The sequence below is a fragment of the Citrobacter sp. R56 genome, from assembly GCF_016811995.1.
In the GTDB taxonomy this organism is placed as follows: Bacteria; Pseudomonadota; Gammaproteobacteria; order Enterobacterales; family Enterobacteriaceae; genus Citrobacter_D; species Citrobacter_D enshiensis.
Genome location: NZ_CP069159.1, coordinates 967,514 through 992,889, shown reverse-complemented (window position 1 = coordinate 992,889; position 25,376 = coordinate 967,514). Strand labels below are relative to the sequence as shown.

The 25,376-nt window shown below is 53.8% G+C and carries 24 protein-coding genes; 2 read left to right on the top strand and 22 right to left on the bottom strand.

The annotated features are described in order from the left end of the window. Positions 1 to 2: 2 nt before the first annotated feature. From JM656_RS04685 to JM656_RS04600, 18 genes are all read right to left on the bottom strand, one after another. Positions 3 to 800 carry a PP2C family serine/threonine-protein phosphatase gene (locus tag JM656_RS04685; RefSeq protein ID WP_203360217.1) on the bottom strand — a complete coding sequence of 266 codons (798 nt, stop codon included), beginning with the start codon at positions 798 to 800 and terminating at the stop codon, positions 3 to 5. Next, on the bottom strand, positions 797 to 2,545 hold the full coding sequence (gene tagH, locus JM656_RS04680; RefSeq protein ID WP_203360216.1) for a type VI secretion system-associated FHA domain protein TagH: 1,749 nt from the start codon (positions 2,543 to 2,545) through the stop codon (positions 797 to 799). The genes JM656_RS04685 and tagH overlap by 4 nt, the downstream gene beginning before the upstream one ends. 89 nt (positions 2,546 to 2,634) lie before the next feature. Continuing rightward, positions 2,635 to 3,057: a hypothetical protein gene (locus tag JM656_RS04675; protein ID WP_203360215.1), complete on the bottom strand. Its 423-nt coding sequence runs from the start codon at positions 3,055 to 3,057 to the stop codon at positions 2,635 to 2,637. A gap of 4 nt (positions 3,058 to 3,061) precedes the next feature. Then, the gene (locus JM656_RS04670) at positions 3,062 to 3,454 is read right to left on the bottom strand and encodes a hypothetical protein (protein ID WP_203360214.1); all 393 of its coding nucleotides are present in this window, start codon (positions 3,452 to 3,454) and stop codon (positions 3,062 to 3,064) included. 103 nt (positions 3,455 to 3,557) lie between these two features. After that, positions 3,558 to 3,956, bottom strand: a complete 399-nt coding sequence (locus JM656_RS04665) for a hypothetical protein (RefSeq protein WP_203360213.1) — start codon at positions 3,954 to 3,956, stop codon at positions 3,558 to 3,560. Between the two features lie 627 nt (positions 3,957 to 4,583). Further along, positions 4,584 to 5,066: a type VI secretion system tube protein Hcp gene (locus JM656_RS04660; RefSeq protein WP_203360212.1), complete on the bottom strand. Its 483-nt coding sequence runs from the start codon at positions 5,064 to 5,066 to the stop codon at positions 4,584 to 4,586. A 588-nt stretch (positions 5,067 to 5,654) separates the two neighbouring features. Beyond that, positions 5,655 to 6,149 (bottom strand): T6SS effector amidase Tae4 family protein, encoded by a 495-nt coding sequence (locus tag JM656_RS04655; RefSeq protein WP_203360211.1) that lies wholly within the window; start codon positions 6,147 to 6,149, stop codon positions 5,655 to 5,657. Continuing rightward, the gene (locus JM656_RS04650) at positions 6,146 to 6,577 is read right to left on the bottom strand and encodes a Rap1a/Tai family immunity protein (protein WP_203360210.1); all 432 of its coding nucleotides are present in this window, start codon (positions 6,575 to 6,577) and stop codon (positions 6,146 to 6,148) included. The genes JM656_RS04655 and JM656_RS04650 overlap by 4 nt, the downstream gene beginning before the upstream one ends. A 71-nt stretch (positions 6,578 to 6,648) precedes the next feature. Then, positions 6,649 to 8,148, bottom strand: a complete 1,500-nt coding sequence (tssC, locus tag JM656_RS04645; protein WP_203360209.1) for a type VI secretion system contractile sheath large subunit — start codon at positions 8,146 to 8,148, stop codon at positions 6,649 to 6,651. A gap of 3 nt (positions 8,149 to 8,151) precedes the next feature. Continuing rightward, complete coding sequence (gene tssB / locus JM656_RS04640) at positions 8,152 to 8,676, bottom strand: type VI secretion system contractile sheath small subunit (RefSeq protein WP_203360208.1); 525 nt, start codon at positions 8,674 to 8,676, stop codon at positions 8,152 to 8,154. Positions 8,677 to 8,751: 75 nt separating this feature from the next. Continuing rightward, positions 8,752 to 9,768 (bottom strand): type VI secretion system protein TssA, encoded by a 1,017-nt coding sequence (gene tssA / locus JM656_RS04635; protein ID WP_203360207.1) that lies wholly within the window; start codon positions 9,766 to 9,768, stop codon positions 8,752 to 8,754. A gap of 11 nt (positions 9,769 to 9,779) precedes the next feature. Continuing rightward, positions 9,780 to 10,496, bottom strand: coding sequence for a type VI secretion system-associated protein TagF (gene tagF / locus JM656_RS04630; RefSeq protein ID WP_203360206.1), 717 nt, complete (start codon positions 10,494 to 10,496; stop codon positions 9,780 to 9,782). A gap of 16 nt (positions 10,497 to 10,512) precedes the next feature. Further along, positions 10,513 to 14,133, bottom strand: coding sequence for a type VI secretion system membrane subunit TssM (gene tssM / locus JM656_RS04625; protein ID WP_203360205.1), 3,621 nt, complete (start codon positions 14,131 to 14,133; stop codon positions 10,513 to 10,515). A 2-nt stretch (positions 14,134 to 14,135) separates the two neighbouring features. Next, on the bottom strand, positions 14,136 to 15,374 hold the full coding sequence (locus tag JM656_RS04620; RefSeq protein WP_203360204.1) for a DotU family type VI secretion system protein: 1,239 nt from the start codon (positions 15,372 to 15,374) through the stop codon (positions 14,136 to 14,138). A gap of 17 nt (positions 15,375 to 15,391) precedes the next feature. Next, positions 15,392 to 16,735, bottom strand: coding sequence for a type VI secretion system baseplate subunit TssK (tssK, locus tag JM656_RS04615; protein WP_203360203.1), 1,344 nt, complete (start codon positions 16,733 to 16,735; stop codon positions 15,392 to 15,394). 28 nt (positions 16,736 to 16,763) lie between these two features. Further along, a complete protein-coding gene (gene tssJ / locus JM656_RS04610) occupies positions 16,764 to 17,267 on the bottom strand; it encodes a type VI secretion system lipoprotein TssJ (protein WP_203360202.1) in 504 nt (167 codons plus the stop codon). 23 nt (positions 17,268 to 17,290) lie between these two features. Continuing rightward, positions 17,291 to 17,785, bottom strand: a complete 495-nt coding sequence (locus JM656_RS04605; protein WP_203360201.1) for an SH3 domain-containing protein — start codon at positions 17,783 to 17,785, stop codon at positions 17,291 to 17,293. A 612-nt stretch (positions 17,786 to 18,397) separates the two neighbouring features. Continuing rightward, complete coding sequence (locus tag JM656_RS04600; protein WP_203360200.1) at positions 18,398 to 18,583, bottom strand: hypothetical protein; 186 nt, start codon at positions 18,581 to 18,583, stop codon at positions 18,398 to 18,400. A gap of 144 nt (positions 18,584 to 18,727) precedes the next feature. Here JM656_RS04600 and mutS point away from each other — a divergent pair, with 144 nt between their 5' ends. Continuing rightward, complete coding sequence (gene mutS / locus JM656_RS04595; RefSeq protein WP_203360199.1) at positions 18,728 to 21,289, top strand: DNA mismatch repair protein MutS; 2,562 nt, start codon at positions 18,728 to 18,730, stop codon at positions 21,287 to 21,289. Positions 21,290 to 21,371: 82 nt separating this feature from the next. On the opposite strand, the gene JM656_RS04590 is transcribed toward mutS, so the two are convergent. The 3 genes from JM656_RS04590 to JM656_RS04580 are packed head-to-tail and all read right to left on the bottom strand — an operon-like array spanning position 21,372 to position 23,639. Next, a complete protein-coding gene (locus JM656_RS04590; protein WP_203361219.1) occupies positions 21,372 to 21,608 on the bottom strand; it encodes a non-oxidative hydroxyarylic acid decarboxylases subunit D in 237 nt (78 codons plus the stop codon). A 10-nt stretch (positions 21,609 to 21,618) separates the two neighbouring features. After that, positions 21,619 to 23,046 carry a non-oxidative hydroxyarylic acid decarboxylases subunit C gene (locus JM656_RS04585; RefSeq protein WP_203360198.1) on the bottom strand — a complete coding sequence of 476 codons (1,428 nt, stop codon included), beginning with the start codon at positions 23,044 to 23,046 and terminating at the stop codon, positions 21,619 to 21,621. Then, entirely contained in the window at positions 23,046 to 23,639 is a 594-nt protein-coding gene (locus JM656_RS04580) for a non-oxidative hydroxyarylic acid decarboxylases subunit B (protein WP_203360197.1), read from the bottom strand. The genes JM656_RS04585 and JM656_RS04580 overlap by 1 nt, the downstream gene beginning before the upstream one ends. Positions 23,640 to 23,809: 170 nt before the next feature. Here JM656_RS04580 and JM656_RS04575 point away from each other — a divergent pair, with 170 nt between their 5' ends. Further along, positions 23,810 to 24,214: a MarR family winged helix-turn-helix transcriptional regulator gene (locus JM656_RS04575; protein ID WP_203360196.1), complete on the top strand. Its 405-nt coding sequence runs from the start codon at positions 23,810 to 23,812 to the stop codon at positions 24,212 to 24,214. Positions 24,215 to 24,332: 118 nt separating this feature from the next. On the opposite strand, the gene rpoS is transcribed toward JM656_RS04575, so the two are convergent. Next, positions 24,333 to 25,325: an RNA polymerase sigma factor RpoS gene (rpoS, locus tag JM656_RS04570; protein ID WP_000081498.1), complete on the bottom strand. Its 993-nt coding sequence runs from the start codon at positions 25,323 to 25,325 to the stop codon at positions 24,333 to 24,335. Between the last annotated feature and the right edge of the window lie 51 nt (positions 25,326 to 25,376).

Below are 25,376 nucleotides of genomic sequence, written 5' to 3'. Positions count from 1 at the left end.
GTCTAATCAGTTCCGCAGGGAAGAAATTGAGTTGCGTCAGAGAGCGTATGCAGCAAGGTGGTGTCCTGAGGACTTCCCATCCACACCGCAATCGCGGTGTAGTTATCCTGTGCATTGCCTTCCTGTTCGCCGTTCTTTTGAATAATTTGCTGCATTAATGTCAGCCACTCCTGCGGCGTATTAACCATGTGCAGCGACTGCTGCATTTGTTCTTCGCTGACGCCATGCCAGAAGCCATCGGTGCAGAGCAAAAAGGCATCGCCGTCTTCAACCGGCACCACGTCGCTGTAGCTGGCTTCCGGCCCGCCGTTCTCAATACCCAGCGCCAGATAAAGCAGATTACTGTTCAGGTTTTCCGTCTGATGACCGGCGTCTTTCATCTGCTGAATCAGGCTATGATCGGTCGTCACCTGCCACAGCCAGCCGCGGCGAAACAGGTACAGGCGGCTGTCCCCGGCGTGCGCCCAGTAAGCCAGACGATAATCTCTGTCGATAAACAGGCTGACCAGCGTCGTGCCCATCCGGTGATAATCCTGCACAGCCTGCTGTTCACTGAGAATGGTGCGGTTCGCCGTCTGTACGTAGTCACGGATATGCTGGGCGTTAAGATGTTTGTCGCCATCAAAGCGGGAGATAATGCTGTTACGGGCAAGCTCAGCGGCCATCTCGCCGCCGGGCAGTCCGGCGATGCCGTCACAGACGACAAAGCAGGCTGAACGTTCCCCAATGGTTTCTCCCGTCTGATCCTGGTTGCTGGCGCGCGTTCCCTGGCGGGAGAGAGAAGCCGTTGCGATCTTCATTTTTCTTCCGATCCACTCTGTGAGTCTTTGTACTGATTCACCTCCATGTCATAAGCATGAAGGAAGGCTTCGCCAAACAGGGTGTGGAAGTCATCTTCAATTTCACCGGCCGTCTCGCCATAGCTGCGGACAAAATAGTCCCACAGCGCCGCTTTACGGCTGCCAGGCAGCGCCAGGCGGGAGCTCACGCCATTCTGTTTTGCCTGCTCTTCAAGCTGCTCCGGGTTAAAGGATTGCAGCATGGCGGCAATAATGGCGCGTATACCGGAGATCATCCCCAGTTGATGCGCCTGCAAATCGATGAGCGCGTCACGCACCGATTTTGTCGGCGGCATAAAGCCCGGCATCGGGGTGCCGAACATCTGGATCAGCACCGTTTTACCGGAAGGCAGCAGCTTGAAGGGGTTGTTCGCATCGTCGAGCACCATCGTCATATCCGCTTTCACGCCGCGCTTAAGAATGGAACGCGATGAGAGCAGCGCTACTGTCCCCTGCGAGAACATGCCCAAGATTTGGCCAAGCTGGCGCATATTTTCACGGTCGAACTGCGGCACCGGCTGCATTTCACTCAGTCCCATACCTTCAAGCAACGCTTCCAGTAATTCGCCCTGCAGGACGTCGCCCTTCTCGGTGTTATGGGCGATGGCCGACGGTGACGCGGCGTTTTTTACCGGGTCGATACGCAGACGTCCTTTTGGCGGCTGGGCGTTACTGCGCGCGACGGCCTGTGGCGTCGGCATTGTGAACCCGGCGTAATCCTGACGTTCCGGTGCCTCCTCTTCAGCGCGCGGTTCCTCCTGCACGTCTGGCGTAAACAGCGGTGAATCCGCAAGCGCGTCCTCTTCCTGCTCCATGACGGGCTGCTCAGTAATAATTTCGTCAGGGTGCGTTAACGGCGCGCCGCCCATGAGCCCGAGCGGATCGTCATTGCGCGCTGCGGGTGCGCTGGCCGAGCCGCCAAAAAGCGCCAGCGGATCGAGTTCATCCAACGCCTCTTCTTTTGGCAATGTCGGTTTGTTGTCTTCTGGCGCCACCAGCGTGGTTGGCGTGACGTCGTTAAAGATGCTCTCAGTTTTAAACAGCGCTTCATCGCTAAACAGCGCATCGGTATTGACGTTTTTGCGCTCAAGCTGTGGATTGCTGTCACTGAACAGCGCCAGCGGATCGTCGGCATTGCGCTCCGGCTCGCTGGGCTGTGAGAACGGATCGTGAGATGCGGCAGGTTGCGGTTTCGCGCGGCCGCTGGAGATGCTGTCGGAGATGGAAAACTCCTGCATCAGGCTGTCCCAGATTTCCGTCGGTACGGCGGTTGGCGCCGCGTCAACACGTTGCGACGCACTGACCGGCTTCGGTTCTGCAGGGGGTACAGGCGTCGCCGTTGGACGTGAAGCGATACTCGCGGCCATCCGACTAATCGGCTGGGTATCCTGAATAAGATCGGCCACTTCGATACGATAGTCATCAATACCGAGAATATCGCCGTCCTGAAGCTCAACCTGACGACCCCGCTCCAGCGGAATATCGTTCAGCACCACGCGGGTGACGCTGCCGCGATTGGTCATGCGGCATTCGCCCTGCGCATCCACATGGACGATGGCCTGCAGACGCGAGATGGTGCGGTCATTGTCCGGCAGTACCAGATTGTTATCCGTACCGCGACCAATGGTGCCCCCCGGGGCGTAAAAATCACAGCGGCTCTGCGGCGGCTGATGACCGGGTTTTGTCGAAATAATCGTGAATCGCATGGCGTATTCCTGCTGGTATGATTAGCGCTCAAACGCTGCCGCTCTCAGGGTGAGAACGGCGGCGTTTGGGGGTTAATAGCTGATTTAAGCTATTTGACTATATTTAGAAAAATAATGCCGGTAAGGAGCCATAATGTAAAAAGTAAGGCCTGAGCTTTATAGCGTCGATGCAGTTTCAATATCCAGCTGATTCTCTCTTCCGGTAAAGACTGAACGAATTGATAGGCTTCAACCTGTACATTTCTGTCTTTGGAAAACTTCATCTTCACGCCTTTGCGAAGACGAACAAACCAGATTATTTTTTGATAATTCGCCAGCGAACCAAAAAATGATGCATAATTTGTCATCAGATCGAGATCGTAGCCTCTTTGCCGATATTCTGAAAGAAGTAATTTATAATCATTTTCGTGCTTTCTAAAATAACAAGAACTGTAGAAGTCCATGATAACAAGAGCGGCAAACAAAATCACAAGAGCCAATAACGTTACATTTGTTAAGCTTAAGCATGGCATGCCTTTATTTTCCTGTGGCAACCATTAAAAGCAATAGCAGCATTAAAAATGCTACAAAAATTGTCATTTTGTAAAACGTTTTTATCCATGAAAAATTGTAAGTCGATGCTATTAACTGACTTACCTCCGGAGAAAGAATTATTTTACCTTTTGTTGTGGTGGCTTTGCCGGACAGAATCTTTTTCATTAATAACACTCGATGCGCAAAGCCGGGCAGGCCAAGTTGCTCATAAAATAGATAATCATTTACATCTAAGCATTGCCTATCACTCAAAAAATGAAATGATTTTGATAGCTCTGCAGAATATTTACGATAAAAATAAAAGTAAAAAAACAAAGAAATAAGCAATCCCAAAAAAACAAAAAAGAGCGCTATGAGGCGGATCATCTCATACATTTATTAGTCTCCAGAAAACCAATCCCTGATCCTTTCTCCTGTTCGCCCCGCTTTTATTTCACAGGATGATTTTAAGCATACTTTGGTGAAATAAATAGCAAACTCAAATATCATGTAAGAAAGACAGCGTTAATAATACAGCAAAAACAATCAACGCAATTTTATTTTTCATGATATAAGTATTAATCCATGTCAAATCAAAATCACACAGCGCATTCTTAACCGGGACTGGTTCAAGCCAACGAGACTGGGTTAACTTAACGCGTTTTCCGTTCAACAGACTTGATATTATCGTCACTCGAAAACCAAATCCCCAAAACCCTAACCCTTCCCAAATATTATAATCATCACTCCGAATGAGTTGCTGCTGCTTTAATAATTCATAGACTTTAGCTATCTGAGGGGAGCGTTTTCTGTAATCAGCATAAAACGTCACCACAATAGTAATAAAAATAATGAACAGTAAAATGACGGAAATTGAGTAAACATTTTCAAAGCTCACATGAATCTCCGCGGTAAATTAAATGATGACGCTGATCACCAACCAATCCTACTAACTGAGTTCCTTCAACAGTTGCGCTGAGAACAACAACGCCGGCATTTGGAATGCTCTCTACTTATTCGTTCTGTCTAATCCGTAGTTGACCACCGGTATCCTTATATAATTCAAACCGTGCGGCATATCGGAAGGCTCCATTCTTGTCTGCAGCTCTTAGTGCAACATCGAATTCTCCGGCCTGCCAGGTGATCCCACTCCATTGATGACAAACGCCGGGTTTTAACAAAACTATGGGGGTGTTAAAACCAGACAACGAGATCCTTTTCCACTGCTCGCCTTCTTGCTTCATCACCGTTGGCGCATAAGCGGTGATCGGATATGTAAGCCCAGAATCCTGAGGAAAACGAAAGCACGGTGCGTTATTTTCTAATGAGACCGTCAGACGTTGATACTGCGCAGGATGCGATATGCAGGCGCTACATAGACACGTTATCGCTGCAGCACTTAGCGCTCTCTTCATAACCCAATCCGCCTGTGTACAAAATCCTGGCAACGATGACTTACACAAACTTTTAATCGTTATTTTTACGATAATGACCGGGGAGTAATCCCCGGCCACGTATACGCAAATTATGCTTCTTTGTTCTCTTTGATATTCCAGCCAGCGCTGCTTTCAGCACCTTTACCACCCGCAGTGGTCTGCTCCCAGTACTGCTGTTTCACTTTCGCAGCCTGGAATGCATAGGTCACGCCAACGGTATCGCCGTTGTCTGCGCCGGTGTACTGAACCGCAGTCACCAGCACATCTTCCAGCGTGATACGAGTGTATTCAACCTGCTGGCCGCCCGCTTTACAGACAGACAGTTCAACTTTGCTCAGGTGCTTACCGCTCGCACAGTGCTTCAGAACGGCGGTGGTCGATTTGTCGATGAGTGCATTGACGTGCAGATCGTTAAAGTTAACTTTACCTGCACCACCACCGCCGCCGACACTCATATTTCCCGGCTGGGACGCGCCCCAGGAGAAGGAGGTAATATCAGTCCAGCCAGTGTGGTTAGAATCTTTAGATTCGCCCGTAACACCCTCGACCTTCAGAAACATATCAATAGCCATAATATCTACTCTTCGTGGATTAACATTATTGCTTTCGAAAAAGCACTTATATGGCAAACAGGAAAGCATGGGGCTGAATAAAACCGTCCATATTTTACCTCTGCCTCTAATCTGACGAAATCATATTCGATCAGAATATCCAGAGTGGCAGCGATTGCAACCACCCTAAATGATACCCAGCCATTCATGACGGTGACTAAGTGCTAGACAACCAACCTTTGCATCATCTAGAATAATTTCAATTACGTTTTAACAAGAAAGAATTAGTGAATGAAAAAGATTGCCTCATTAATATTAACAGTCGTGTTTTTCATTATTGGGATTTTCACTGTTATCGATATTTTTCAGTCAGCATGGTATGTCATTACACTTGAGACATTTACTACAATGTCTGCTGGTCTTCTTTTTGGGAAAATCGCTTTTCTAATTCTAATTATTTTTGGTCTTCGTTTCTCACTGAAATGCTGGTGCACGTCAAAGTCTTGACTTCATTTTTTCAGCAAGATAATAGATTATTATTGCCGCCATTAGCAACAAAACTTATAAAAACCAGAAACAAGTAATTCCATTTAAAAATAACATTGGGAATCATGCCAATTCCCAGAACCATATTTCCTTACAATAAGGAAAGCAATCGGAGTTACAAATAAACGAATTACTACTTAGAGGCTCTATAAGATCGATATGTCCACCACCGTAACCGTCAATCTTATTGAAGAAAACGACGCCCTTTCTTCCAAGCATAGATCGCGCGCCCGCCTGACGGTCAGTATAAACTTCAGCTTTTCCAAACACATGTGACTTATACAACTGATCGGCCAGCAATTTTGCACCAGCCTCAATTGCCTTGCCTTTATACGGACCTGACTTAACAGGTAAGCGCCCCGTAAAATCGATATTACATTTCAATAATGCCAGACTCATCCGGACTGCACATGTATTTTCGTAAGCGGGTTGCTGTTTAATTATCGTTGAGTAATCGTAGCCAATTTCTGAAAAAAGTTGTTCTGCGGATGTAAATCCAGCACGGGTCTGGTTTGCAGAGTAATGCTGGCGTTTCAACTGCTCATATAATGGTCTCATTTATTATTCTCCCGTTTGCAGGGCCGCAACTCTTTCATACCGTCAGTGATGACTTTAGAAGCACGTTGTTCCCCTTCCTGCTTCGACAGGCTGGCAAAACGAGCATAAAGATATTCATGGAGAGTATTAGGAAGAAATGGCTTACCCTTGCACCACGCAATGCCCTCTGATGCATCAACCACACCCAGAAGATACATGTCAGCCTTAATACGTTCACGCTCGTTAGTTTTTGAAAGCCATGCTTTCGCAAAACGTTCAGCACTCAGGTTCAAATCAAAACCGGTTAATAACGCGGGATCACGGAGAAAATTAGACGTGTCATCCTGAGGTAGCGCATCAGCACGCGGATAAGAATAGGTTTCGCTATCAGCAATCGCCAGAGTAGAGGCGGCCAGCAAACTGGCTGCGATTAAAATATTACTTTTCATCGTATGTCCTTATTTACTGGCGGTAATATCTACCAGATAGATTACCGGCCCCGCAGAGCCGGTAATCTTCATTACGCGTCCTGCGTCTTCAGCGACGGCAGTTTAGAAACCAGACGCAGCGAAACGGTCAGGCCTTCCAGCTGATAATGTGGGCGCAGGAAGAACTTCGCGGCGTAGTAGCCCGGATTATCTTCGATTTCCTGTACCTGCACTTCTGCCGCTGCCAGCGGTTTACGGGACTTGGTTTCCTGGGAGGAGTTGGCCGGGTCACCGTCCACGTAGTTCATCACCCAGTCATTCAGCCAGCGTTCCATCTCTTCGCGCTCGCGGAAGGAGCCGATTTTGTCGCGCACGATGCACTTCAGGTAGTGCGCGAAACGGCAGCAGGCGAACAGATAGGGCAAACGTGACGCCAGACGGGCATTGGCGGTGGCATCTGGATCGTGGTACTCCGCCGGTTTTTGCAGCGACTGCGCGCCGATGAACGCCGCAAAGTCGGAGTTTTTGCGATGAATAAGCGGCATAAAACCATTTTTCGCCAGCTCAGCTTCACGACGGTCACTGATGGCGATTTCGGTCGGACATTTCATGTCCACGCCGCCATCATCGCTTGGGAAGGTGTGGCACGGCAGATTTTCGACTGCCCCGCCGGACTCCACGCCGCGAATCGAGGTACACCAGCCGTACTCTTTGAAGGAGCGGTTGATGTTAGCGGCCATTGCGTAAGCGGCATTCGCCCAGGAGTAGTTGTTGTGGTTAGCACCGTCGGTTTGCTCTTCAAAATCAAAGCTGTCGACCGGGTTAGTCCGAATGCCATACGGCAGACGAGACAGAAAACGCGGCATCACCAGCCCCAGATAGCGGGCATCTTCCGATTCACGCAGCGAACGCCAGGCGGCATATTCGGTGTTCTGGAAGATTTTGGTCAGATCGCGCGGGTTGGCCAGCTCCTGCCAGGACTCCATCTGCATCACGCCCGGCGCGGTACCGGTAATGAACGGGCAGTGTGCCGCAGAACCGATGCGCGCCATTTCCCCCAGCAGCTCAACATCCTGCGGGCTATGGTCGAAATAGTAGTCACCGACGATGCAGCCAAACGGTTCGCCGCCAAACTGCCCGTACTCTTGTTCGTAGATTTTCTTGAAGATCGGGCTCTGGTCCCAGCCCACACCCTTGTAACGTTTTAGGGTACGGCCCAGTTCCTGTTTGGAGATGCTCATAAAACGGATCTTCAGCATCTCGTCGGTTTCAGTGTTGTTGACCAGATAGCTCAGGCCACGCCAGGCGCTTTCCAGCTTCTGAAACTCGTCATGGTGAATAATCTGATTCACCTGCTGCGAGAGCTGCTCATCAATACCGGCAATCAGATTTTGAATGGTGCGGTAGGTGTCGTTTGAGAAGGTGACGGTGTTTTCCAGCGCCTGCTGCGCCAGCGTTTTTACTGCGCTTTCCACCGCCGAACGCGCCTGATCGGTCTTAGGACGAAACTCTTTGTTCAGCAGCGCGCTGAATTCGTCCTGGCTGAACGCCTGATCTGCCTGCAGCTCTTGTTGTTGAGTCTGGTTGCTCATCGATTATTCCTCGCTACCTTTCGCGCTATCGTCATTTTTCGGCAACTGGCTCAGGGATTTGAGCAGCGTCGGATCCTGCAGAATTTTAGCGATCAGCTCTTCCGCACCGTTTTTGCCGTCCATATAGGTCAACAGGTTGGAGAGCTGAGTACGCGCCTCCAGCAGCTTGTTCAACGGTTCAACTTTGCGGGCCACCGCATCCGGCAGGAAGTCATCCATGCTGTCGAAGGTCAGATCGACGTTGAGCTTACCTTCGCCGGTCAGCGTGTTATCCACGTGGAACGCAACGCGCGGCTTCAGCGCTTTCATACGTTCGTCGAAGTTATCGATATCGATTTCAAGGAATTTACGCTCGTCGACCGCCGGCAGATTTTCAACCGGTTTGCCCACCAGATCGGCCATTACGCCCATCACAAACGGCAGCTGAATTTTACGTTCTGCACCGTAGATCTCTACGTCGTACTCGATCTGCACGCGGGGGGCACGGTTACGTGCGATGAATTTCTGCCCACTGTTACTCATTGCCATGATGTTCTCCGTCAAAGATGCGCGGTGAAGGTGAAACGGCAGACGTCATGCCTGTCGTCATAATGCCTGGACGCGTCATTCGCGGCGTCCAAAAATGTTTTCCAGTTGGTTAACGCCGTCCGGCGCCAGGTCGCGAATAATGTCCATAAAGTTGAGTTCAGACAGCCGCTGCACCCGTTCAATCATCAATGGTGCGGGGTGACTCGGCTCATATTGCGCAAAATACTGCTTCGCTTTCTCCAGCATCAACTGCGCGTCGGCGCGACTGGTGACCTGCACGCTGCGCCAGTCCGCGACCTGCGAAACGGGCGGAACTGTGGCGCTCGGCGGCGTTGCGCTTTGTTCAACCGACGCCTCAGCGCCCGGCAACAGCGTGCTGATATCGGTCATCTGACAGGCGCTGGCCACCAGCCCAACGGTTTTCAGCAGTTGTTCCATTTCCGGTACGCCGCTCTCCCCGAGGTGCCCGACCAGCCGATCGCGGATCGCCAGTAGCCGTTGGTTAATCAAGAAAACCGCCTCGGTGCCGGGCTGGCCGCCGCGGGCCAGTTCATCAATCAGCCTTGGACGACCACCGGGATAATCCGGGCATTCGGTTTTGCTGCCATCAAGCAGCGCCTGGGCATCGCGCAGCGAAATCTCGTCGCCGTTTGAGCGCAACAGCGAGGCATTACGCAGCGCGAAAGTGAGATCGGATTTATCGCCCAGCCCCGCGAGGGCGTTAATACGGTAGAACGGATCGGTTTCGCCATACTCTTCCAGCCGTGGGTACAGCGGTTCCCAGTAGCGGGAAAGCGCCTGCTCTACCAGCAACAGACCGTCTGCGTATCCCGATAGCCCCCGACGCCGTGTCCAGGCATGGGTTAACGCCAGCATGACGCGCAGATCTTTGGTACGCCCCAACAGGCGGGTGGCGAGCTTTTCCACCGTATTCCAGTCGGCAGGTTCCGCTGGAATAATGGTGTCGCCGAACTGCTGTTCGGCTTTGCCCTGGCTTGCCTGCCCCATGGCCTGGAAGTCAGCGTCGTACTCAAGATTTTCGCCGCAGGGGTTTTCGTGGCTAATCGGCGCGAGAATTTCATCAATATTCATGGAGTCCCTGCTTATTCAAACATCGGCGGATAGAGGCCGTGACGACCTGGCCGGGCACCGCCTGCCGGATCGAACAGCAGCGTAAAAAGCTGCCCGGTAAAGTTTCCGCTGTGAACGTGGGTGTAAAGCGGGTAACCATCGCAGCGGTTGGTCCACCAGAAGCTGGCCTGACGCTGCGGGTCGAAGCACTCTGCCGCCTGCGGCCACCCCAGGGTTATCGGGTCGTCTTCGGCATAACCGATCACATCCAGGATGTCGGAGCGCATCTGCGGCTCAACGGGTTGCGGCGGCGGAATCATCATCAGTGCTTCTTCCAGTTGCGCGGCGGAGTAACCGTTGCGCACCGCGTGTAATACCACCCGGCCAAGCTGCTGATACCAGCTTTCGGCCTGCCCCAACAGACGCGGCGACCACTCAGCAGGCGTAAAGCTAAGCTGGGCGCAGACCGGATACTGCCGCCCTACGCTGTCACGGGCTGGCAGCAGACAGCCCATCTGGATCATCTGGCTACCCAACATCGGCGGTACAACAAAATTCCATACCGGAGCTTTGGCGAACTGGCGCTCGCCGCTGCGCTGCTCTTCCTGTTGCCAGGCCAGCAGGCCGACCTGAAACCAGTGGGACCACTGGCGTTGTAACGCGTCAGGAAAACGACGCTGCAGAAAGTCGCCTGCGCTGGGTAATTTGCCATACCAGCTGTAGAGGTTCATCGCAGGGGGATTCGTCATACGGCTGTCCTTGCGGTTATGGGCATGAGAAACGGGGAAGCTGGAACGGATTACGAATGCTGTTTGGCGCAAACTCCAGCGTGACCTGATGACCATCCACGCTGAAGGTAGCCTGACGGCTCAGGCTGCCCGCGCCGGGGCTGGTGCGAGCTTTATCGAAAAAGCGGTTCAGCGCCCAGGCGCCGTTAGTCACCAGTGTGGCCGTGCTGCCATTCGCCAGCCCTAACTGCATACGCACCTGGTTCGTGCCGCCCGGTCCCGGCCAGTTCATTATCTGCACCGCCTGGGGTCCATGGCTGTAGCGCAATTGCTGCCCGTCCACGTCCAGCGTCAGGTTCAGAATGGTGTTGTCCATCCGCACAGTGCGCACCGTCACCTTGAAAGAGGGGGTAGTTGCGCCGTTGGCGAAAAACGCATCCCGGATTGACTGCGCCTGCTGGAACGGACGCAGCAGCCCTTCACTCCCCGGCAGGGTTTTGCCATCGATACCTGGCATAAAGCGCCAGTTCGCCTGGGTGGTATCCACCTTGTTGGTCAGATTGTCGCGGAAAAAGGTGTCCATCAGCCCGGTGCCCGGCGCGAACATGCGGGCGAGATCGTCAGGCGTGACCTCTGTGCTGGCACTGCGAACCAGCGGGTAACGACCGGCAATCGCCTGGCGACAGAAACCGCCGACTTCAACGTTAATCCGCTTGCGGACGTTTTCCAGATCACGGCGTTGGGTGTCACTGCTGGCACCCACTGCCATATTGCTAAACATGGTTTGCAGTCCGCCAGGCAGACGACCCGCGCTGGCCTGCAGACGGCTAATCGCTTCGCCGCCCGGTGCCGGCATGCCGCTGTTAGCAGCGTCCTGGACGGCCGTCAGGTAGCGGTAAAGCTCATCAACCTGCTTGAGAAAATCATCAAAAACGAGCGTTTTACCGCCCTTCTCCAGCGGCTGCGCCAGCTCAATCATCGGCGCATAATGCTCGGTGACCCGCTGTTCAGGGGTTTGCGTCATGACCGCGCTCTGTGTCGGCGCTGCGTCATTGTTGCTAAACAGCGCTTCCAGCGTGCGGGTGGCCCGGTTGCCCTGCTCCTGGGCTTTCCCGGCATTCTCGGGTGCTGGCGCATTGTGCGACAAATCCAGCACCTGGCTCAGATTCTGAACCAGACGGCGCAGTGGCGAGTTAGCACCAGAAAGCAGGCGCGCCGTATTGATGCGTTGAGAAAGATCGGCGCTGTTGTTGAGCTGAATATCGGCAAGGAAGCGATCCCAGTTCGCGATAAAGTCACGCATGTAGAGCTGGCGTACGGCGTTATCGATCTGCGGTTTGTCTTCCTGCGATGACGTCGCGCCCAGCACCCAGGCGTCATCTTCGTGTAGCGCGGTGGTCACGTTGTCAATCTGACCGTTAAAGCTCTTCCAGTAACCATCCGGGGTGTAGAGGCCCGGCACGCCTTCACTCACCGGTTTGCCGCTTTTACGTGAAAAGACCAGTTCGCTTTGCGGGCCGCCCAGGTCCGCCAGCGAAACCGGCTGCAGATTTTCATCATGCTCAAGCAGACGCTTCAGGCGACCATAGACGCGGGTGGAGAGCGGCTGCTGGTTGATCAGCGCCCGCTCGCGCGCCACCAGCGTCTCGTCCCGGGCATACGGCGAAGACTGAATTTGCGGCTCCAGCAGTTGCGTCAGATGCCATTCGAGCTGCTGAAGCTGCGCCTGCGTGACGTTTTGCGGCAGATTGCGTTGTAAATTCAGCATCACCCACGAGTGCAAAAACTTGCCGTCGTAATGCTTCGGCTGATAGAGCATCTGATACGCCTTCAGCGCCTCGTAGCTGTATTCAACATCACTGCCGTTATCGTTACGCAGCCAGGTGGTGATGTGCATCGCCACGGCAGGCAACAGCATCTGATCCAGTGCTTTCTGATACAGAGACTGCGAAGCGTCGCTGACGTCATCACCGCGATAAAGCCCCATACGGCGAGTCACCGGAGGATCGTTGACGTCAAATGCGTTGCTTTTTGGTAGTTCCACCAGATCGTTGAGCAGCGGCAGGAGGGCAAACAGATCGCGCTGTGGCTGGTTTTGCAACGCTTTGCTCTGCTGCTCCAGGTGCGGCACTTTTGCATCCACCTCTTCCAGATACGCTTTGTTCCGGTTAAAGCTGATGAGCCACAGCCCGCTAAGGATAACCAACAGGGCGAGGATCGCCGCATAGCCAGACCAGGTAACGGCGCGGTTGCGCAGTTCCCACCAGCGGTTTTCCCCGGCGATACCGGCTTCCTGGAAAATGACGTTTTGCAGCAGGTTTTTGATGAAGAAACTCTGGCCTTTCGCACCCGGGATCGGCGACGCCTTGCTGACAGAATCCCAGCTATCGCTTTCCTCGCCTTCCGGCAACGAGAGCGCGCGGTTCAGTTCGCCCATCACGCGGTCGAACGGCATCCCCTCCTGAGTCCCGCTGGCGAAGTAGATCCCGCGCGGTGAGAACTCAGTTTCAAAGTTAGAACGGGCGAAGACCGTGCTCAGGTAGTCCGCCAGCAGCGGGCGCAGCGCGGCGAACTCCTGCGGGAAGAGATACGCATCGGCGCGGGTTTTCGCATCGTGCTCTTTAAGCATGGTTTCCGGCAGCCCCGCATCCAGACGCTGTTGCAGAAGCGAGAACTCCCGGGTGAAGTTGCCCATCAGATCAAAGTCGGCGTGTTTGGTCTGCTCCCAGGGGAGCGTAAAGCCCCAAATTTGATCGCGCTGCACTTTGTCGTAATCAGCAAACCAGGCGCGGAAACCTTTGAGCAGGTCGGCCTTGGTCACCATCACATAGACCGGGAAGCGAATACCCAGTTGCTCATGCAGTTCAGAAAGACGCTGGCGCAGGTTTACCGCCTGCTGGCGGGACGCCTCGGCGGACTGGGTCAGCAGGTCAGAAATACTGATGGTGATAATGACGCCGTTAATCGGCTGACGGCGACGGTATTTACGCAGCAGCGCGATGAACTCCAGCCATTCGCTGGCGTCCTGCACCTGTTCACTCTCTTGCGTGGTGTAGCGCCCGGCGGTGTCCAGCAGCACCGCCTCGTTGGTAAACCACCAGTCGCAGTTACGTGTGCCGCCGATGCCCCGCAGCGCGGTTTTACCGAAGCGGTCCGCCAGCGGGAATTGCAGCCCGGAATTGGCCAGCGCTGTCGTTTTGCCGGAACCCGGCGCGCCGATGATCACATACCACGGCAACTGATAGAGATATTGCGTACTGAACCGCTGGGTCCACTGGGTGCGGTTACCCGCTTTGCTGAAGTGGGCTTTTTTCAGCATCTGCGCCGCTTCGTCGAAACGTCCTGCGAGGATCTGCTCCTCGCTGTTCAGCCGTTTCTGGGGATCCGCCGCTTCCGGGCTGGTGGTGTTCTCATTGAGCTTGTCCATCAACTTGCGGTTTAACCAGGCGTTATACAAACGCGGCAGAATGTGGCTCTGGGCCCAAATCAGGTAGACCACCGCGATGCTGATGATGCGGTTCTGTTCAGATTCGAGCGGCCGGGTATCCACGATGGAGAGCAGCGGGCCAATCATCCAGATCACCGCGGCAAGCGCCGTCACGCCGAGCAGGCTCCACAGCACGCGATTGGTGAGAATGGAAAGAAGAGTTGTCAGCATCCTTAGTTTCCTTGCGGCAATCCGTTCAGCTCAGCCTGGGTATTTTCAGGCGACACCAGCAGAGTAATTTCCACACGGCGGTTACGGGCGCGGTTTTCTGGCGTGTTGTTTGGCGCGACGGGATTGATCTCGCCTCGCCCTTCCGCTTTCACGCGTTCAGGTTGCGAGAGTCTTCCCTGCAATTGTTTTTGTACTGAGCGTGCGCGTTCCAGCGAAAGCTCATAGTTGGAGGCGAAGCGCGCGCTGCGAATCGGCAGGTTGTCGCTGTACCCCACCACCAGAATTTTGCCGCTGACGTTATTCATCGCCTGGGCGATGCGGTCGATGACCGGTTCATAGCGGTCACGCACCACCGTGGAGGCGGAAGCGAACAGACCGTCACCTTTCAGAATCACCACGCTGCGATCCGCTTCATCCTTCACTACCAGCAGCCCGGCATCAATTTCAGGTTTCAGGAAACCGCGCAGGTTCAGCACCGCAGGCAGCTGTTGCGCCGGATGTTGAATCGTGGTTTCCGGCAGTTGAGACTGGTAGATCTTCGCCAGCACCGGATTGGTACTGTCACCGAGGCGCCAGTTAAGAACGATATAGAACAGGCAGGCGATAAAACCGCCCAGCGCCACGCAGGCCCACAGCGGCACCATCGGTCGCCAGAGTTTGCGCAGCACAGGACGATCTTCCGGATGCGGAGAGAGCGCGGGCGGATAGCTACCGCGCACGCCACGGATCATCTGCCACAGCCGCTGCTTGATGGTCTCAAGCTGGGTACGACCGTTATCCAGCACCCGATAGCGCCCCTCGAAACCGAGCAGCAGACAGTAGTTGATCATCTCCAGCAACAGGAGGTGTTCACGCGGATTCTGCGACAGGCGCGCCAACAGCTGGAAGAACTTCTCCCCGCCCCAGGTTTCGTTATGAAAGGTCACCAGCAGTCCGCTGCTGGACCAGACGCCGCTACTGCCCCAGGGGGTGAGCGCGGCGGCTTCGTCCAGCGCCGTGCACAGACAGTAGCGTGCGCCGACGATCACTTCATACGGCAATCCTGCCTGCTGGCAGCGCACTTCGAAGCGGCGAATTTCGTCGATTAAGCGCTGGCGTAACGCCAACTGATCATCGTGAGAAACCGAATGACGGATTTGCGCAATCGCATTGAGCAGCGGATTGGCGGCCGCCACCAGCGGGTTATTTCCACTCGCTGTGGTAAACGCGGCATCGCTGCCGGGATCCTGTCGTTCCTGCATAGTAAGCGCTCGCTTTATTATTCTGTCGGGCTACGGATGGCCCAAAACTCCATATCGAGTCCAGGGAACTCCCCCGCAAGATGCAGGGCGAACGCGCCGGACTTATCCATCTCGTTCCACAGTTCTCCCCCCTTTTCCAGCTCGAAGTAGCTGTAGCCAGCGTGCCAGGGGATCTGCGGCGGCGCGACGGGCATAGCGCGCAGCATAATACCCGGCAACTGAAGCTGAACCAGATCGCGGATTTTAGAGACGGGCGCCACTTTCATTTGCGCAGGGAAATGGGTTTGCAGCTGCTCGCCCGGCACGTTGGCTTTCACGGCCAGCACGAAACCAAACTCACGCACCATGCTCGTTTCCGGTACGGTGGCAATATTCAGGCCGTGGGAGCGTTCGTTGAGCGGCAACTGAATCGCATGGTCTTCCATCACCAGCGACAGCCCCTGACGGAGCATCAGCATCAGCTTGCTAAAGCAGCCCGCCAGATCGTCATGATCGTATACGGGCAGTATGCTTTCTGCGGTGCGCTGCGACGTCCAGGTAGCGAGTTCAGTGGCAAACGGCAGCCAGCTGCGCCAGAGCGTTTCCGGGTGCAGCAGCGGGAGCGTTTTGAAATGCGACACTTCGCCCAGGTGGCGATTCACCAGCGAAAGCAGCGTAAATTCAATCAGTTCAGAGGTGTTAAAACGCCCAGGCTGGCGCAAACGACCGCCAATCTGCTGGCTACGCTGAACCAGTAAACCGTGGAGATCGTTAATCATGCTGTAAAGCTGCGGGCTGTTGTTGGCATTCAGCATCGGCGGGATATAGGTGTTATCCAGCCGCACGTGATTGTCGTTACGCTTCTCAGTGACGAACGCCACGCCGATAGCGGTCCACTCCGCCGTCAGATCGTTTTCCAGCATCAGCTTCAGGCGCAGCCGACCAAACTGTACCGTGGCGTCGCCTACCGACATCGCGTTATCGTCTTCAACGTCTTGCTCATAGGCCATGAAGCGCGCCAGCGAAGCCTGCTCTTCACTAAAGATGACTTCTTCACGCTCACCCCGGCGAACCGGCAATGCCAGCACAACCTTTTCATTGGTGAGGTTGTCAGGGATTTTCAGCGGCGGCGGCGCGTTGCGGCCATTGCGCAGGTGGAAAAAGGTGCCGTCGGGAAGCAGTCCGCTCGCGTAGCTCAGCGCAATGCATCCCTGACGGAGCATCGCCTCGTCCAGTTCAACATCGAGAAATCCCCACAGATACGATCGTTGCAGCGCTCCCCATTCACGCACGTGGTTGAGCAGGTAACTTTCTGTCCGCTGAAAATGGTGTGGACGCAGAAACATCCCTTCGGTCCAGACGACCTTTTCTGCTTTCGTCATGATGATGTGATTCCTGTTATGAAGCGCGTTACTGGCTGATGACCCGGATCCCATTTACGTCAAGAAAGACGCTGGCCTGCAGTTCGTCTGCGGATCCTTTCCAGAACTGGTAAAGATGATTTTCGCCAGGGACAGGCAACGGGAGAGAGACGCGCCACTTTTTTCCATCCAGCATCTGGTATTCCGCCATCACACCGATGTAGCGTGCTTCAGGCGAGCTTTGTCCGCTCAGGGTTTTCGAAAGCTGGTCAGGCATCAGAAAGAACACATCGCTGTTAAGCAGATTCGCGCCAAGCGTGGCCGACGCGTTGTTCTGTAAGGAATAAAAGTCGCTGGACATGAAATCCGCATCGGATTTCAGCAGCAGCACTCTCACTTTGAGCGGCGCCGAATCATTGATTTGCGGATGGGCCTGAAACTGCAGATTGTAGCGGGAGGGATCGCTGTGTGAAGACGATGAACAACCGCTAACCAGGGTGAATAGCACCACGAAAAACGCCAACCACATCCTGTGAAAATTTTTATTATTCATAAAAATAAGCTCGTGAAGCCCGTTTAGTTCAGGATCCAGGTCCCGTTGGCGCTGTCTTTGCAGGCTTTGCTGTTACCGTCTACGTCTACGCAGGTCGTTTTCTTACGCGCTTTTGGTCGCATGGCTTGCTTACGTACCGTCGCCTCATACTGGTCGGCCTTAATCACGGCCCGCATTGGCACATAACCGATCAGTTGATCGTTGCCCTCGTCGGCGAGCGCCATCCAGAAGGACTCTACCTGTCCCAGTACCGTGTAGGTTTTACCGGTCTCAAGGGTACGGATGACCTTTCCGCTGTAGTCTGGGCGGCTCATCAGAGAAGCCGGATACATTGCGCGATAAGGTTCGTTCACTGGCGTAAATTCCGCAGGCGGAACAACAACATGTCGGTGGGTTAACTTGACGCCATTCACCTGGCTGGTAACAATGGTATCGTCGGTAATCACAGGTTTCTGCGGCGCTTTACAGCCCGCCACTGCCATTACAAACAGAAGTGAAAACAGTACGCGCATTTTCATATGCTTTTCCGTAGCGATATTTAGATAATGATCAATATGAGAGGTAAATTTGATTTGAATGCTATCGTTAAGAATATTCCAGATACTTTATAGGGGTTACTATCCTTTGGGTATAGCTACCGCAATAGCCTTACAGAATAAGGCCCGATTTTATCCTGGAATTTTTAACAAACAGGAAACAAGTGTACATAAGCTTTTCGTCAATTCAATATTATCTGGCCATTACCCACCATATTTAGAGGGTTTCAGGCTATTATAGGATTAATCCTGGCAAAGGTTCTTAAAAGGTCTTCTTTGTTTTTTTCGCTTCAACAAAAACAACTTAACTAATTGATTTATATAAAATAAAATTAAAATGGCGATGAATATCATTACCCCATTCCTGCAATCACTTCTACTACCACAATTAGTAGAATTACCCATCATGGTAGCTAAAGAATATATTTCAAACGAACCGTTTGTTGCATTTTAAGGGCATGTTTAATTCTTGCCTCTATTATTATTAATGCAATTGGAATTAATAGTCAGCGATATTAATTTTGCGACCTGAAATAACATCATGCCATGGCGAAATGTTTCCCGATGCAGCGGTGTACCGAGAGATGCAGATTATTAATTCGGGTCAGTTAATCCGTAAGTTGGGCGGGGGGAACGGTAGAAGAAAAACGCCACTCCGGTTGTACCGCGAGAAATGTGCAAGATCCGATTTTCGCTAATCACAATGTTGCGCTTATCACCTGACGTCATCATTTCTGGCGTTTTAAACGACAGAGGCTCTGCCGCTTGTTTTCCTGCCATAAAGAGTCCGTTATCATGCTCTCTATGTAGCCATGAACTGATAATGCAGACGTTCATGAGACCCAATGAGACGCCGTGAAACTTAATGAGAACAATAAAAATCACTCACTCATTAAAATTAAAGAAAATGGACATCACAAACCAATGACTTCAATAGCAAATTTAGATTCTCATACCCCCATGATGCAGCAGTATCACAAGCTGAAAGCACAGCACCCAGAGATCCTGCTGTTCTATCGCATGGGCGATTTTTACGAACTGTTTTATGACGATGCTAAGCGTGCGTCTCAACTGCTCGACATCTCGCTGACTAAACGCGGCGCCTCTGCAGGCGAACCTATCCCGATGGCGGGCATCCCGCATCATGCGGTCGAAAACTACCTCGCCAAATTGGTCAATCAGGGCGAGTCCGTGGCGATTTGCGAACAGATAGGCGATCCGGCGACCAGTAAAGGCCCGGTTGAACGCAAGGTCGTGCGTATTGTTACGCCAGGCACCATCAGTGATGAAGCGTTGTTGCAGGAACGCCAGGACAACCTGTTGGCCGCTATCTGGCAAGACGGTAAAGGCTACGGTTACGCCACGCTGGATATCAGCTCCGGGCGTTTTCGCGTTAGCGAACCCGCCGACCGTGAAACCATGGCCGCTGAGTTACAGCGTACCAACCCCGCCGAACTGCTCTACGCGGAAGATTTCGCTGAAACCGCGCTGATCGAAGGCCGTCGCGGTTTACGCCGCCGTCCGCTGTGGGAATTTGAAATCGATACCGCTCGCCAGCAGCTGAACCTGCAATTTGGCACGCGGGATCTGATTGGCTTTGGCGTCGAGAACGCCCCGCGCGGATTATGCGCCGCAGGCTGTCTGTTGCAGTACGTGAAGGATACCCAGCGCACATCGCTGCCGCACATTCGTTCCATCACCATGGAGCGCCAGCAGGACAGCATCATCATGGATGCCGCCACGCGCCGCAACCTGGAGATCACGCAAAACCTGGCGGGGGGCGTGGAAAATACGCTGGCTTCAGTGCTTGATTGCACCGTCACCCCGATGGGCAGTCGAATGCTCAAGCGCTGGCTGCATATGCCGGTACGCGACACCAAAATCCTGACCGAACGCCAGCAAACCATTGGCGCGCTACAGGATGCCACCAGCGAACTGCAACCGGTACTGCGACAGGTTGGCGATCTGGAACGTATTCTCGCCCGTCTGGCGCTGCGAACCGCCCGCCCACGCGACCTCGCCCGCATGCGTCACGCCTTCCAGCAGTTGCCGGAACTGCGCACTCAACTGGAAACGGTGAACAGCGATCCCGTACAGATGTTGCGTGAAAAAATGGGCGAGTTTACGGAGCTGCGTGAGCTACTGGAACGGGCGGTTGTCGATGCACCGCCGGTGCTGGTCCGCGACGGCGGCGTCATTGCTCCGGGTTACAATGAAGAACTGGACGAGTGGCGTGCGCTGGCAGATGGCGCAACCGACTATCTCGACAGACTGGAAATTCGCGAACGTGAACGGACTGGGCTGGATACCCTGAAAGTTGGCTATAACGCGGTGCACGGTTATTACATTCAGATCAGCCGTGGCCAGAGCCATCTTGCGCCGATCAACTATGTACGCCGCCAGACACTGAAGAACGCCGAGCGCTACATTATCCCTGAACTGAAAGAGTACGAGGATAAAGTCCTCACTTCCAAAGGCAAGGCGCTTGCACTGGAAAAACAGCTGTATGACGAGCTGTTTGATCTGCTGTTGCCACACCTGGCAGACCTGCAACAGAGCGCGGCTGCACTGGCTGAGCTGGACGTACTGATCAATCTGGCCGAGCGCGCGTATACGCTGAACTACACCTGCCCAACCTTCACGGATAAACCCGGCATTCGGATTATTGAAGGTCGCCATCCGGTGGTGGAACAGGTGCTCTCTGAACCGTTTATCGCCAACCCGCTAACCCTCTCTCCGCAGCGTCGGATGTTGATCATTACCGGTCCGAATATGGGCGGTAAAAGTACCTATATGCGTCAAACTGCGCTGATTGCGCTGCTGGCCTACATCGGCAGTTATGTTCCTGCGCAAAGCGTGGAGATCGGCCCTATCGACCGCATTTTCACCCGCGTCGGCGCGGCGGATGATCTGGCTTCCGGTCGTTCAACCTTTATGGTGGAGATGACCGAAACCGCCAATATCCTGCACAACGCTACTGAAAACAGCCTGGTGTTAATGGATGAGATTGGTCGCGGCACTTCCACCTACGACGGCCTGTCGCTGGCGTGGGCCTGTGCAGAAAATCTGGCAAATAAAATCAAAGCGTTGACGTTGTTTGCCACCCACTACTTCGAACTGACTCAGTTGCCGGAGAAAATGGAGGGCGTTGCCAACGTCCATCTGGATGCGCTGGAGCACGGTGAAACTATCGCGTTTATGCACAGCGTGCAGGATGGCGCAGCCAGCAAGAGCTACGGTCTGGCGGTTGCCGCGCTGGCGGGCGTGCCGAAAGAGGTGATTAAACGCGCACGCCAGAAGCTGCGCGAGCTGGAAAGCCTTTCGCCGAATGCCGCCGCCACGCAGGTAGACGGTACACAGATGTCCCTGCTGTCAGCCCCGGAAGAGACCTCCCCTGCCGTTGAAGCGCTGGAGAACCTTGATCCCGATTCCCTGACGCCGCGCCAGGCGCTGGAGTGGATTTATCGGTTGAAAAGTTTGGTGTAACCCCAATGATCCCCGGAGGCATTGACCCTCGGGGATAACCCTGTAGGCCGGGTAAGATGAAGCCTTACCCGGCACTGTTTTATTAGCGCTTATCCTCCGCCAGCAGCGGCGGAATGCTCGGCACCATCGGCGCATCATCAATATCTTTTTGCGTCATCCGAAACGCTTGGGGATAGTGTTCGCGGCTGGTGCGGCGCAGCGGTTCGGTATCACGCCAGGTATAGAGGCAGTGCTGGCACTGGTAAACCGTCCACACACCTTTCACCGGCGATGTCGCCATCACTTCAATCTGTTCATCAGCACAACGTGGGCAAATCATCATCTTCTCCTTATTTACGTGCGGCCAGCATGGCGGTCAGTTTTTCAGCCCAGGCTTTGGTTTCCGGTAAATCAACCACCGGCTGGCTATAGTGACCGCGCTTGTCCGGCGCGACCGGCGTGGTGGCGTCGATAATCAGTTTGTCGGTGATCCCCGCCGGACTGGAGCCGGGGTCAAGTTCCAGCACCGACATATTCGGCAACTGCACCAGGTCGCCCGCTGGGTTCACTTTCGAGGAGAGCGCCCACATCACCTGCGGCAGGTTAAACGGGTCAACGTCTTCATCGACCATGATCACCATTTTCACGTAACCCAGACCATGCGGCGTGGTCATTGCACGCAGGCCAACCGCGCGGGCAAAACCGCCGTAGCGTTTTTTGGTGGAAATAATCGCCAGCAGGCCGTGGGTGTACATGGCGTTTACCGCCTGCACTTCCGGGAATTCGGCTTTCAGTTGCTGGTAAAGTGGGACGCAGGTGGCCGGTCCCATCAGGTAGTCAATTTCGGTCCACGGCATGCCGAGATACAGCGATTCAAAAATCGGTTTCGTGCGATAAGAGACTTTATCGATGCGCACCACCGTCATGTTGCGCCCGCCGGAGTAGTGCCCGGTAAATTCGCCGAACGGTCCTTCGATTTCACGTTTGCGGCTTTCGATGACACCTTCGAGAATGACTTCTGACCCCCACGGCACATCAAAACCGGTCAGCGGCGCGGTGGCGATCGGGTACGGGCTTTCGCGCAGCGCGCCCGCCATTTCGTATTCGGACTGATCGTATTTCAGCGGCGTCGCGCCCATCAGGGTGATGATCGGATCGTTACCCAGCGTAATCGCGATGGGCAGATCTTCGCCGCGCTCTTCCGCTTTATGCAGGTGCAGGGCGATATCGTGCATCGGCACCGGTTGCAGGCCGAGCTTACGTTTTCCCTTCACTTCCATGCGGTAGATACCAACGTTTTGCTTGCCGAAATGTTCAGGATCAAGCGGGTCGCGGGACACCACGCAGGCTTTATCGAGATAAAAACCGCCGTCGCCGTCGTTTAAACGAAACAGCGGCAGAATATCGAACAGATTAATCTCTTCGCCGTCGACGGTATTCTCGGCCCATGCCGGGTTAGCGCGACGCTCCGGCGCAATGGGGAAGTTATCCCAGCGGCGGATAAACTCATCAATCTGCTTTTTGACTGGAGTATTGGGCGGCAGGCCGAGAGAAATCGCGTGGTTGTGCCAGGAACCGATAGTGTTCATTGCGACGCGAGCGTCGGTAAAACCGCGAATGTTATCAAACCAAAGCGCTGGTGCAGCGTCACCAATACGCCCGGTGGCGTTAGCGGCAGCAGCCAGGTCCGGCTCGGCGTTGACCTCCTCGCTAATTTTCAGCAACTGCCCGTGGTCGTCGAGCGCCTGTAAAAAGCTTCGCAAATCATCAAATGCCATTATTCATTCTCCTGAGAAAAATTCAGTGTCTGCTGCAATCCTTGCCAGCGCCTGGTGTGCGGGTGTTTCAGGCCAAATTGATCCAGCACGCGCGCCACAATGTGCTGTGTGATGTCATCAACGCTTTGTGGATGGTTGTAGAACGCGGGCATGGGCGGCACCATCGCCACCCCCATGCGCGAAAGTGCAAGCATGTTTTCCAGATGAATGGTGCTGAGCGGCATTTCGCGCGGCACCAGCACCAGCTTGCGCCCCTCTTTCAGCACCACGTCGGCAGCACGGCCCACCAAGCCATCGGCGTAACCGGCGCGAATCCCCGCCAGCGTTTTCATGCTGCACGGAATGATAATCATGCCGTCGGTGTGGAATGAGCCAGATGAAATGGTCGCCGCCTGGTCCGTGGGGCTGTAGCGATAATCGGCCAACGCAGCAACCTCGCGGGCACTCCAGGGCGTTTCCAGCGCAATAGTGGTTTTCGCCCACGTCGACATCACCAGGTGGGTTTCAACGTCTGGCATCTCGCGCAGCACCTGAAGTAGCGCGACGCCGAGCGGTGCACCCGTGGCGCCAGTCATTCCAACAATCAGTCTCATTCATCGCCTCAATATTTGTTCGCATACGAACGTTTTGAATAAAATACGCCTGAGATATCGTCACGACAAGTCGCAGCGTAACGCGCCGCACTGAACGCTTAAAAATTCCCACATTAAAAAACTGGCTGGAACCCGTTATGATAGACGCAGACAGTCATCCCGGAGTTCTCATGGAGTTACGAAACAAAGCGTTTCACCTGCTACGTCAGCTTTTTCAGCAACATACTGCTCGCTGGCAGCATGAATTACCGAGTCTGACCAAACCTCAGTATGCGGTGATGCGTGCCATTGCGGAGCGCCCCGGCATTGAGCAGGTAGCCCTCATGGAAGCCGCGGTCAGTACCAAAGCGACGCTGGCTGAAATGCTGAGCCGGATGGAAAGTCGGGGCCTGGTGAAGCGGGAAAACGATCCTCAGGATAAGCGACGTCGTTTCGTGCATCTGACGACAGAAGGGGAAACATTACTGGCGAGCGTTACGCCGCTGGGAAATTGCGTTGATGAGGAGTTTCTGGGTCGTTTAAGTGATGAAGAGCGCGAGCAATTTACGCAACTGGTCCGCAAGATGATGGGGTGATTCCGGGAAACATTGCCTGATGGCGCTTCGCATATCAGGCCTACAACTCTTCAGGACGAGTCACGCAAAAGAAAAAGGCCAGTCTCATTGAGGCTGGCCTTTCTTGATAGAACTTTGCTTACTCGCGGAACAGCGCTTCGATATTCAGCCCCTGAGTCTGCAGGATTTCACGCAGACGACGCAGGCCTTCTACCTGAATCTGACGAACACGTTCACGCGTGAGGCCAATTTCACGGCCCACATCTTCCAGTGTCGCAGCTTCATATCCCAGCAGACCGAAACGACGTGCCAGCACTTCACGCTGTTTGGCGTTCAGTTCGAACAGCCATTTGACGATACTTTGTTTCATATCATCATCTTGCGTGGTGTCTTCCGGACCGTTTTCTTTTTCATCGGCCAGGATATCCAGCAACGCTTTTTCGGAATCGCCACCCAACGGGGTGTCTACCGAGGTAATGCGCTCGTTAAGACGAAGCATACGGCTAACGTCATCAACCGGTTTATCCAGTTGCTCTGCAATCTCTTCCGCACTCGGTTCGTGGTCCAGTTTATGCGACAACTCACGCGCAGTACGCAGATAGACGTTCAGCTCTTTAACAATGTGAATCGGCAGTCGAATCGTACGGGTTTGGTTCATAATCGCCCGTTCAATCGTCTGGCGGATCCACCAGGTTGCGTATGTTGAGAAGCGGAACCCACGCTCAGGGTCAAACTTCTCGACGGCACGGATAAGTCCCAGATTGCCCTCTTCAATCAGATCCAGCAATGCCAGACCACGATTGCCATAACGGCGGGCAATTTTCACCACCAGACGCAGGTTACTTTCAATCATCCGACGGCGAGAGGCAACATCTCCACGCAGTGCGCGACGCGCGAAATAAACTTCTTCTTCGGCCGTTAACAGTGGCGAATAACCAATCTCACCAAGGTAAAGCTGAGTCGCGTCCAACACACGCTGTGTAGCACCCTGCGATAACAGCTCTTCTTCAGCCAGGTCGTTATCACTGGGTTCCTCTTCACTCAAGGCTTTCTCATCAAAAGCCTCTACTCCGTTCTCATCAAATTCCGCGTCTTCATTTAAATCATGAACTTTCAGCGTATTCTGACTCATAAGGTGGCTCCTACCCGTGATCCCTTGACGGAACTAGCAAGTGAAAGCCTG

Coding starts and splice junctions, on each gene's coding strand:
- JM656_RS04685 (WP_203360217.1), bottom strand. CDS start 800: ATGAAGATCGCAACGGCTTCTCTCTCCCGCCAGGGAACGCGCGCCAGC.
- tagH (WP_203360216.1), bottom strand. CDS start 2,545: ATGCGATTCACGATTATTTCGACAAAACCCGGTCATCAGCCGCCGCAG.
- JM656_RS04675 (WP_203360215.1), bottom strand. CDS start 3,057: ATGCCATGCTTAAGCTTAACAAATGTAACGTTATTGGCTCTTGTGATT.
- JM656_RS04670 (WP_203360214.1), bottom strand. CDS start 3,454: ATGTATGAGATGATCCGCCTCATAGCGCTCTTTTTTGTTTTTTTGGGA.
- JM656_RS04660 (WP_203360212.1), bottom strand. CDS start 5,066: ATGGCTATTGATATGTTTCTGAAGGTCGAGGGTGTTACGGGCGAATCT.
- JM656_RS04655 (WP_203360211.1), bottom strand. CDS start 6,149: ATGAGACCATTATATGAGCAGTTGAAACGCCAGCATTACTCTGCAAAC.
- JM656_RS04650 (WP_203360210.1), bottom strand. CDS start 6,577: ATGAAAAGTAATATTTTAATCGCAGCCAGTTTGCTGGCCGCCTCTACT.
- tssC (WP_203360209.1), bottom strand. CDS start 8,148: ATGAGCAACCAGACTCAACAACAAGAGCTGCAGGCAGATCAGGCGTTC.
- tssB (WP_203360208.1), bottom strand. CDS start 8,676: ATGGCAATGAGTAACAGTGGGCAGAAATTCATCGCACGTAACCGTGCC.
- tssA (WP_203360207.1), bottom strand. CDS start 9,768: ATGAATATTGATGAAATTCTCGCGCCGATTAGCCACGAAAACCCCTGC.
- tagF (WP_203360206.1), bottom strand. CDS start 10,496: ATGACGAATCCCCCTGCGATGAACCTCTACAGCTGGTATGGCAAATTA.
- tssM (WP_203360205.1), bottom strand. CDS start 14,133: ATGCTGACAACTCTTCTTTCCATTCTCACCAATCGCGTGCTGTGGAGC.
- JM656_RS04620 (WP_203360204.1), bottom strand. CDS start 15,374: ATGCAGGAACGACAGGATCCCGGCAGCGATGCCGCGTTTACCACAGCG.
- tssK (WP_203360203.1), bottom strand. CDS start 16,735: ATGACGAAAGCAGAAAAGGTCGTCTGGACCGAAGGGATGTTTCTGCGT.
- tssJ (WP_203360202.1), bottom strand. CDS start 17,267: ATGAATAATAAAAATTTTCACAGGATGTGGTTGGCGTTTTTCGTGGTG.
- JM656_RS04605 (WP_203360201.1), bottom strand. CDS start 17,785: ATGAAAATGCGCGTACTGTTTTCACTTCTGTTTGTAATGGCAGTGGCG.
- JM656_RS04600 (WP_203360200.1), bottom strand. CDS start 18,583: ATGGCAGGAAAACAAGCGGCAGAGCCTCTGTCGTTTAAAACGCCAGAA.
- mutS (WP_203360199.1), top strand. CDS start 18,728: ATGACTTCAATAGCAAATTTAGATTCTCATACCCCCATGATGCAGCAG.
- JM656_RS04590 (WP_203361219.1), bottom strand. CDS start 21,608: ATGATTTGCCCACGTTGTGCTGATGAACAGATTGAAGTGATGGCGACA.
- JM656_RS04585 (WP_203360198.1), bottom strand. CDS start 23,046: ATGGCATTTGATGATTTGCGAAGCTTTTTACAGGCGCTCGACGACCAC.
- JM656_RS04580 (WP_203360197.1), bottom strand. CDS start 23,639: ATGAGACTGATTGTTGGAATGACTGGCGCCACGGGTGCACCGCTCGGC.
- JM656_RS04575 (WP_203360196.1), top strand. CDS start 23,810: ATGGAGTTACGAAACAAAGCGTTTCACCTGCTACGTCAGCTTTTTCAG.
- rpoS (WP_000081498.1), bottom strand. CDS start 25,325: ATGAGTCAGAATACGCTGAAAGTTCATGATTTAAATGAAGACGCGGAA.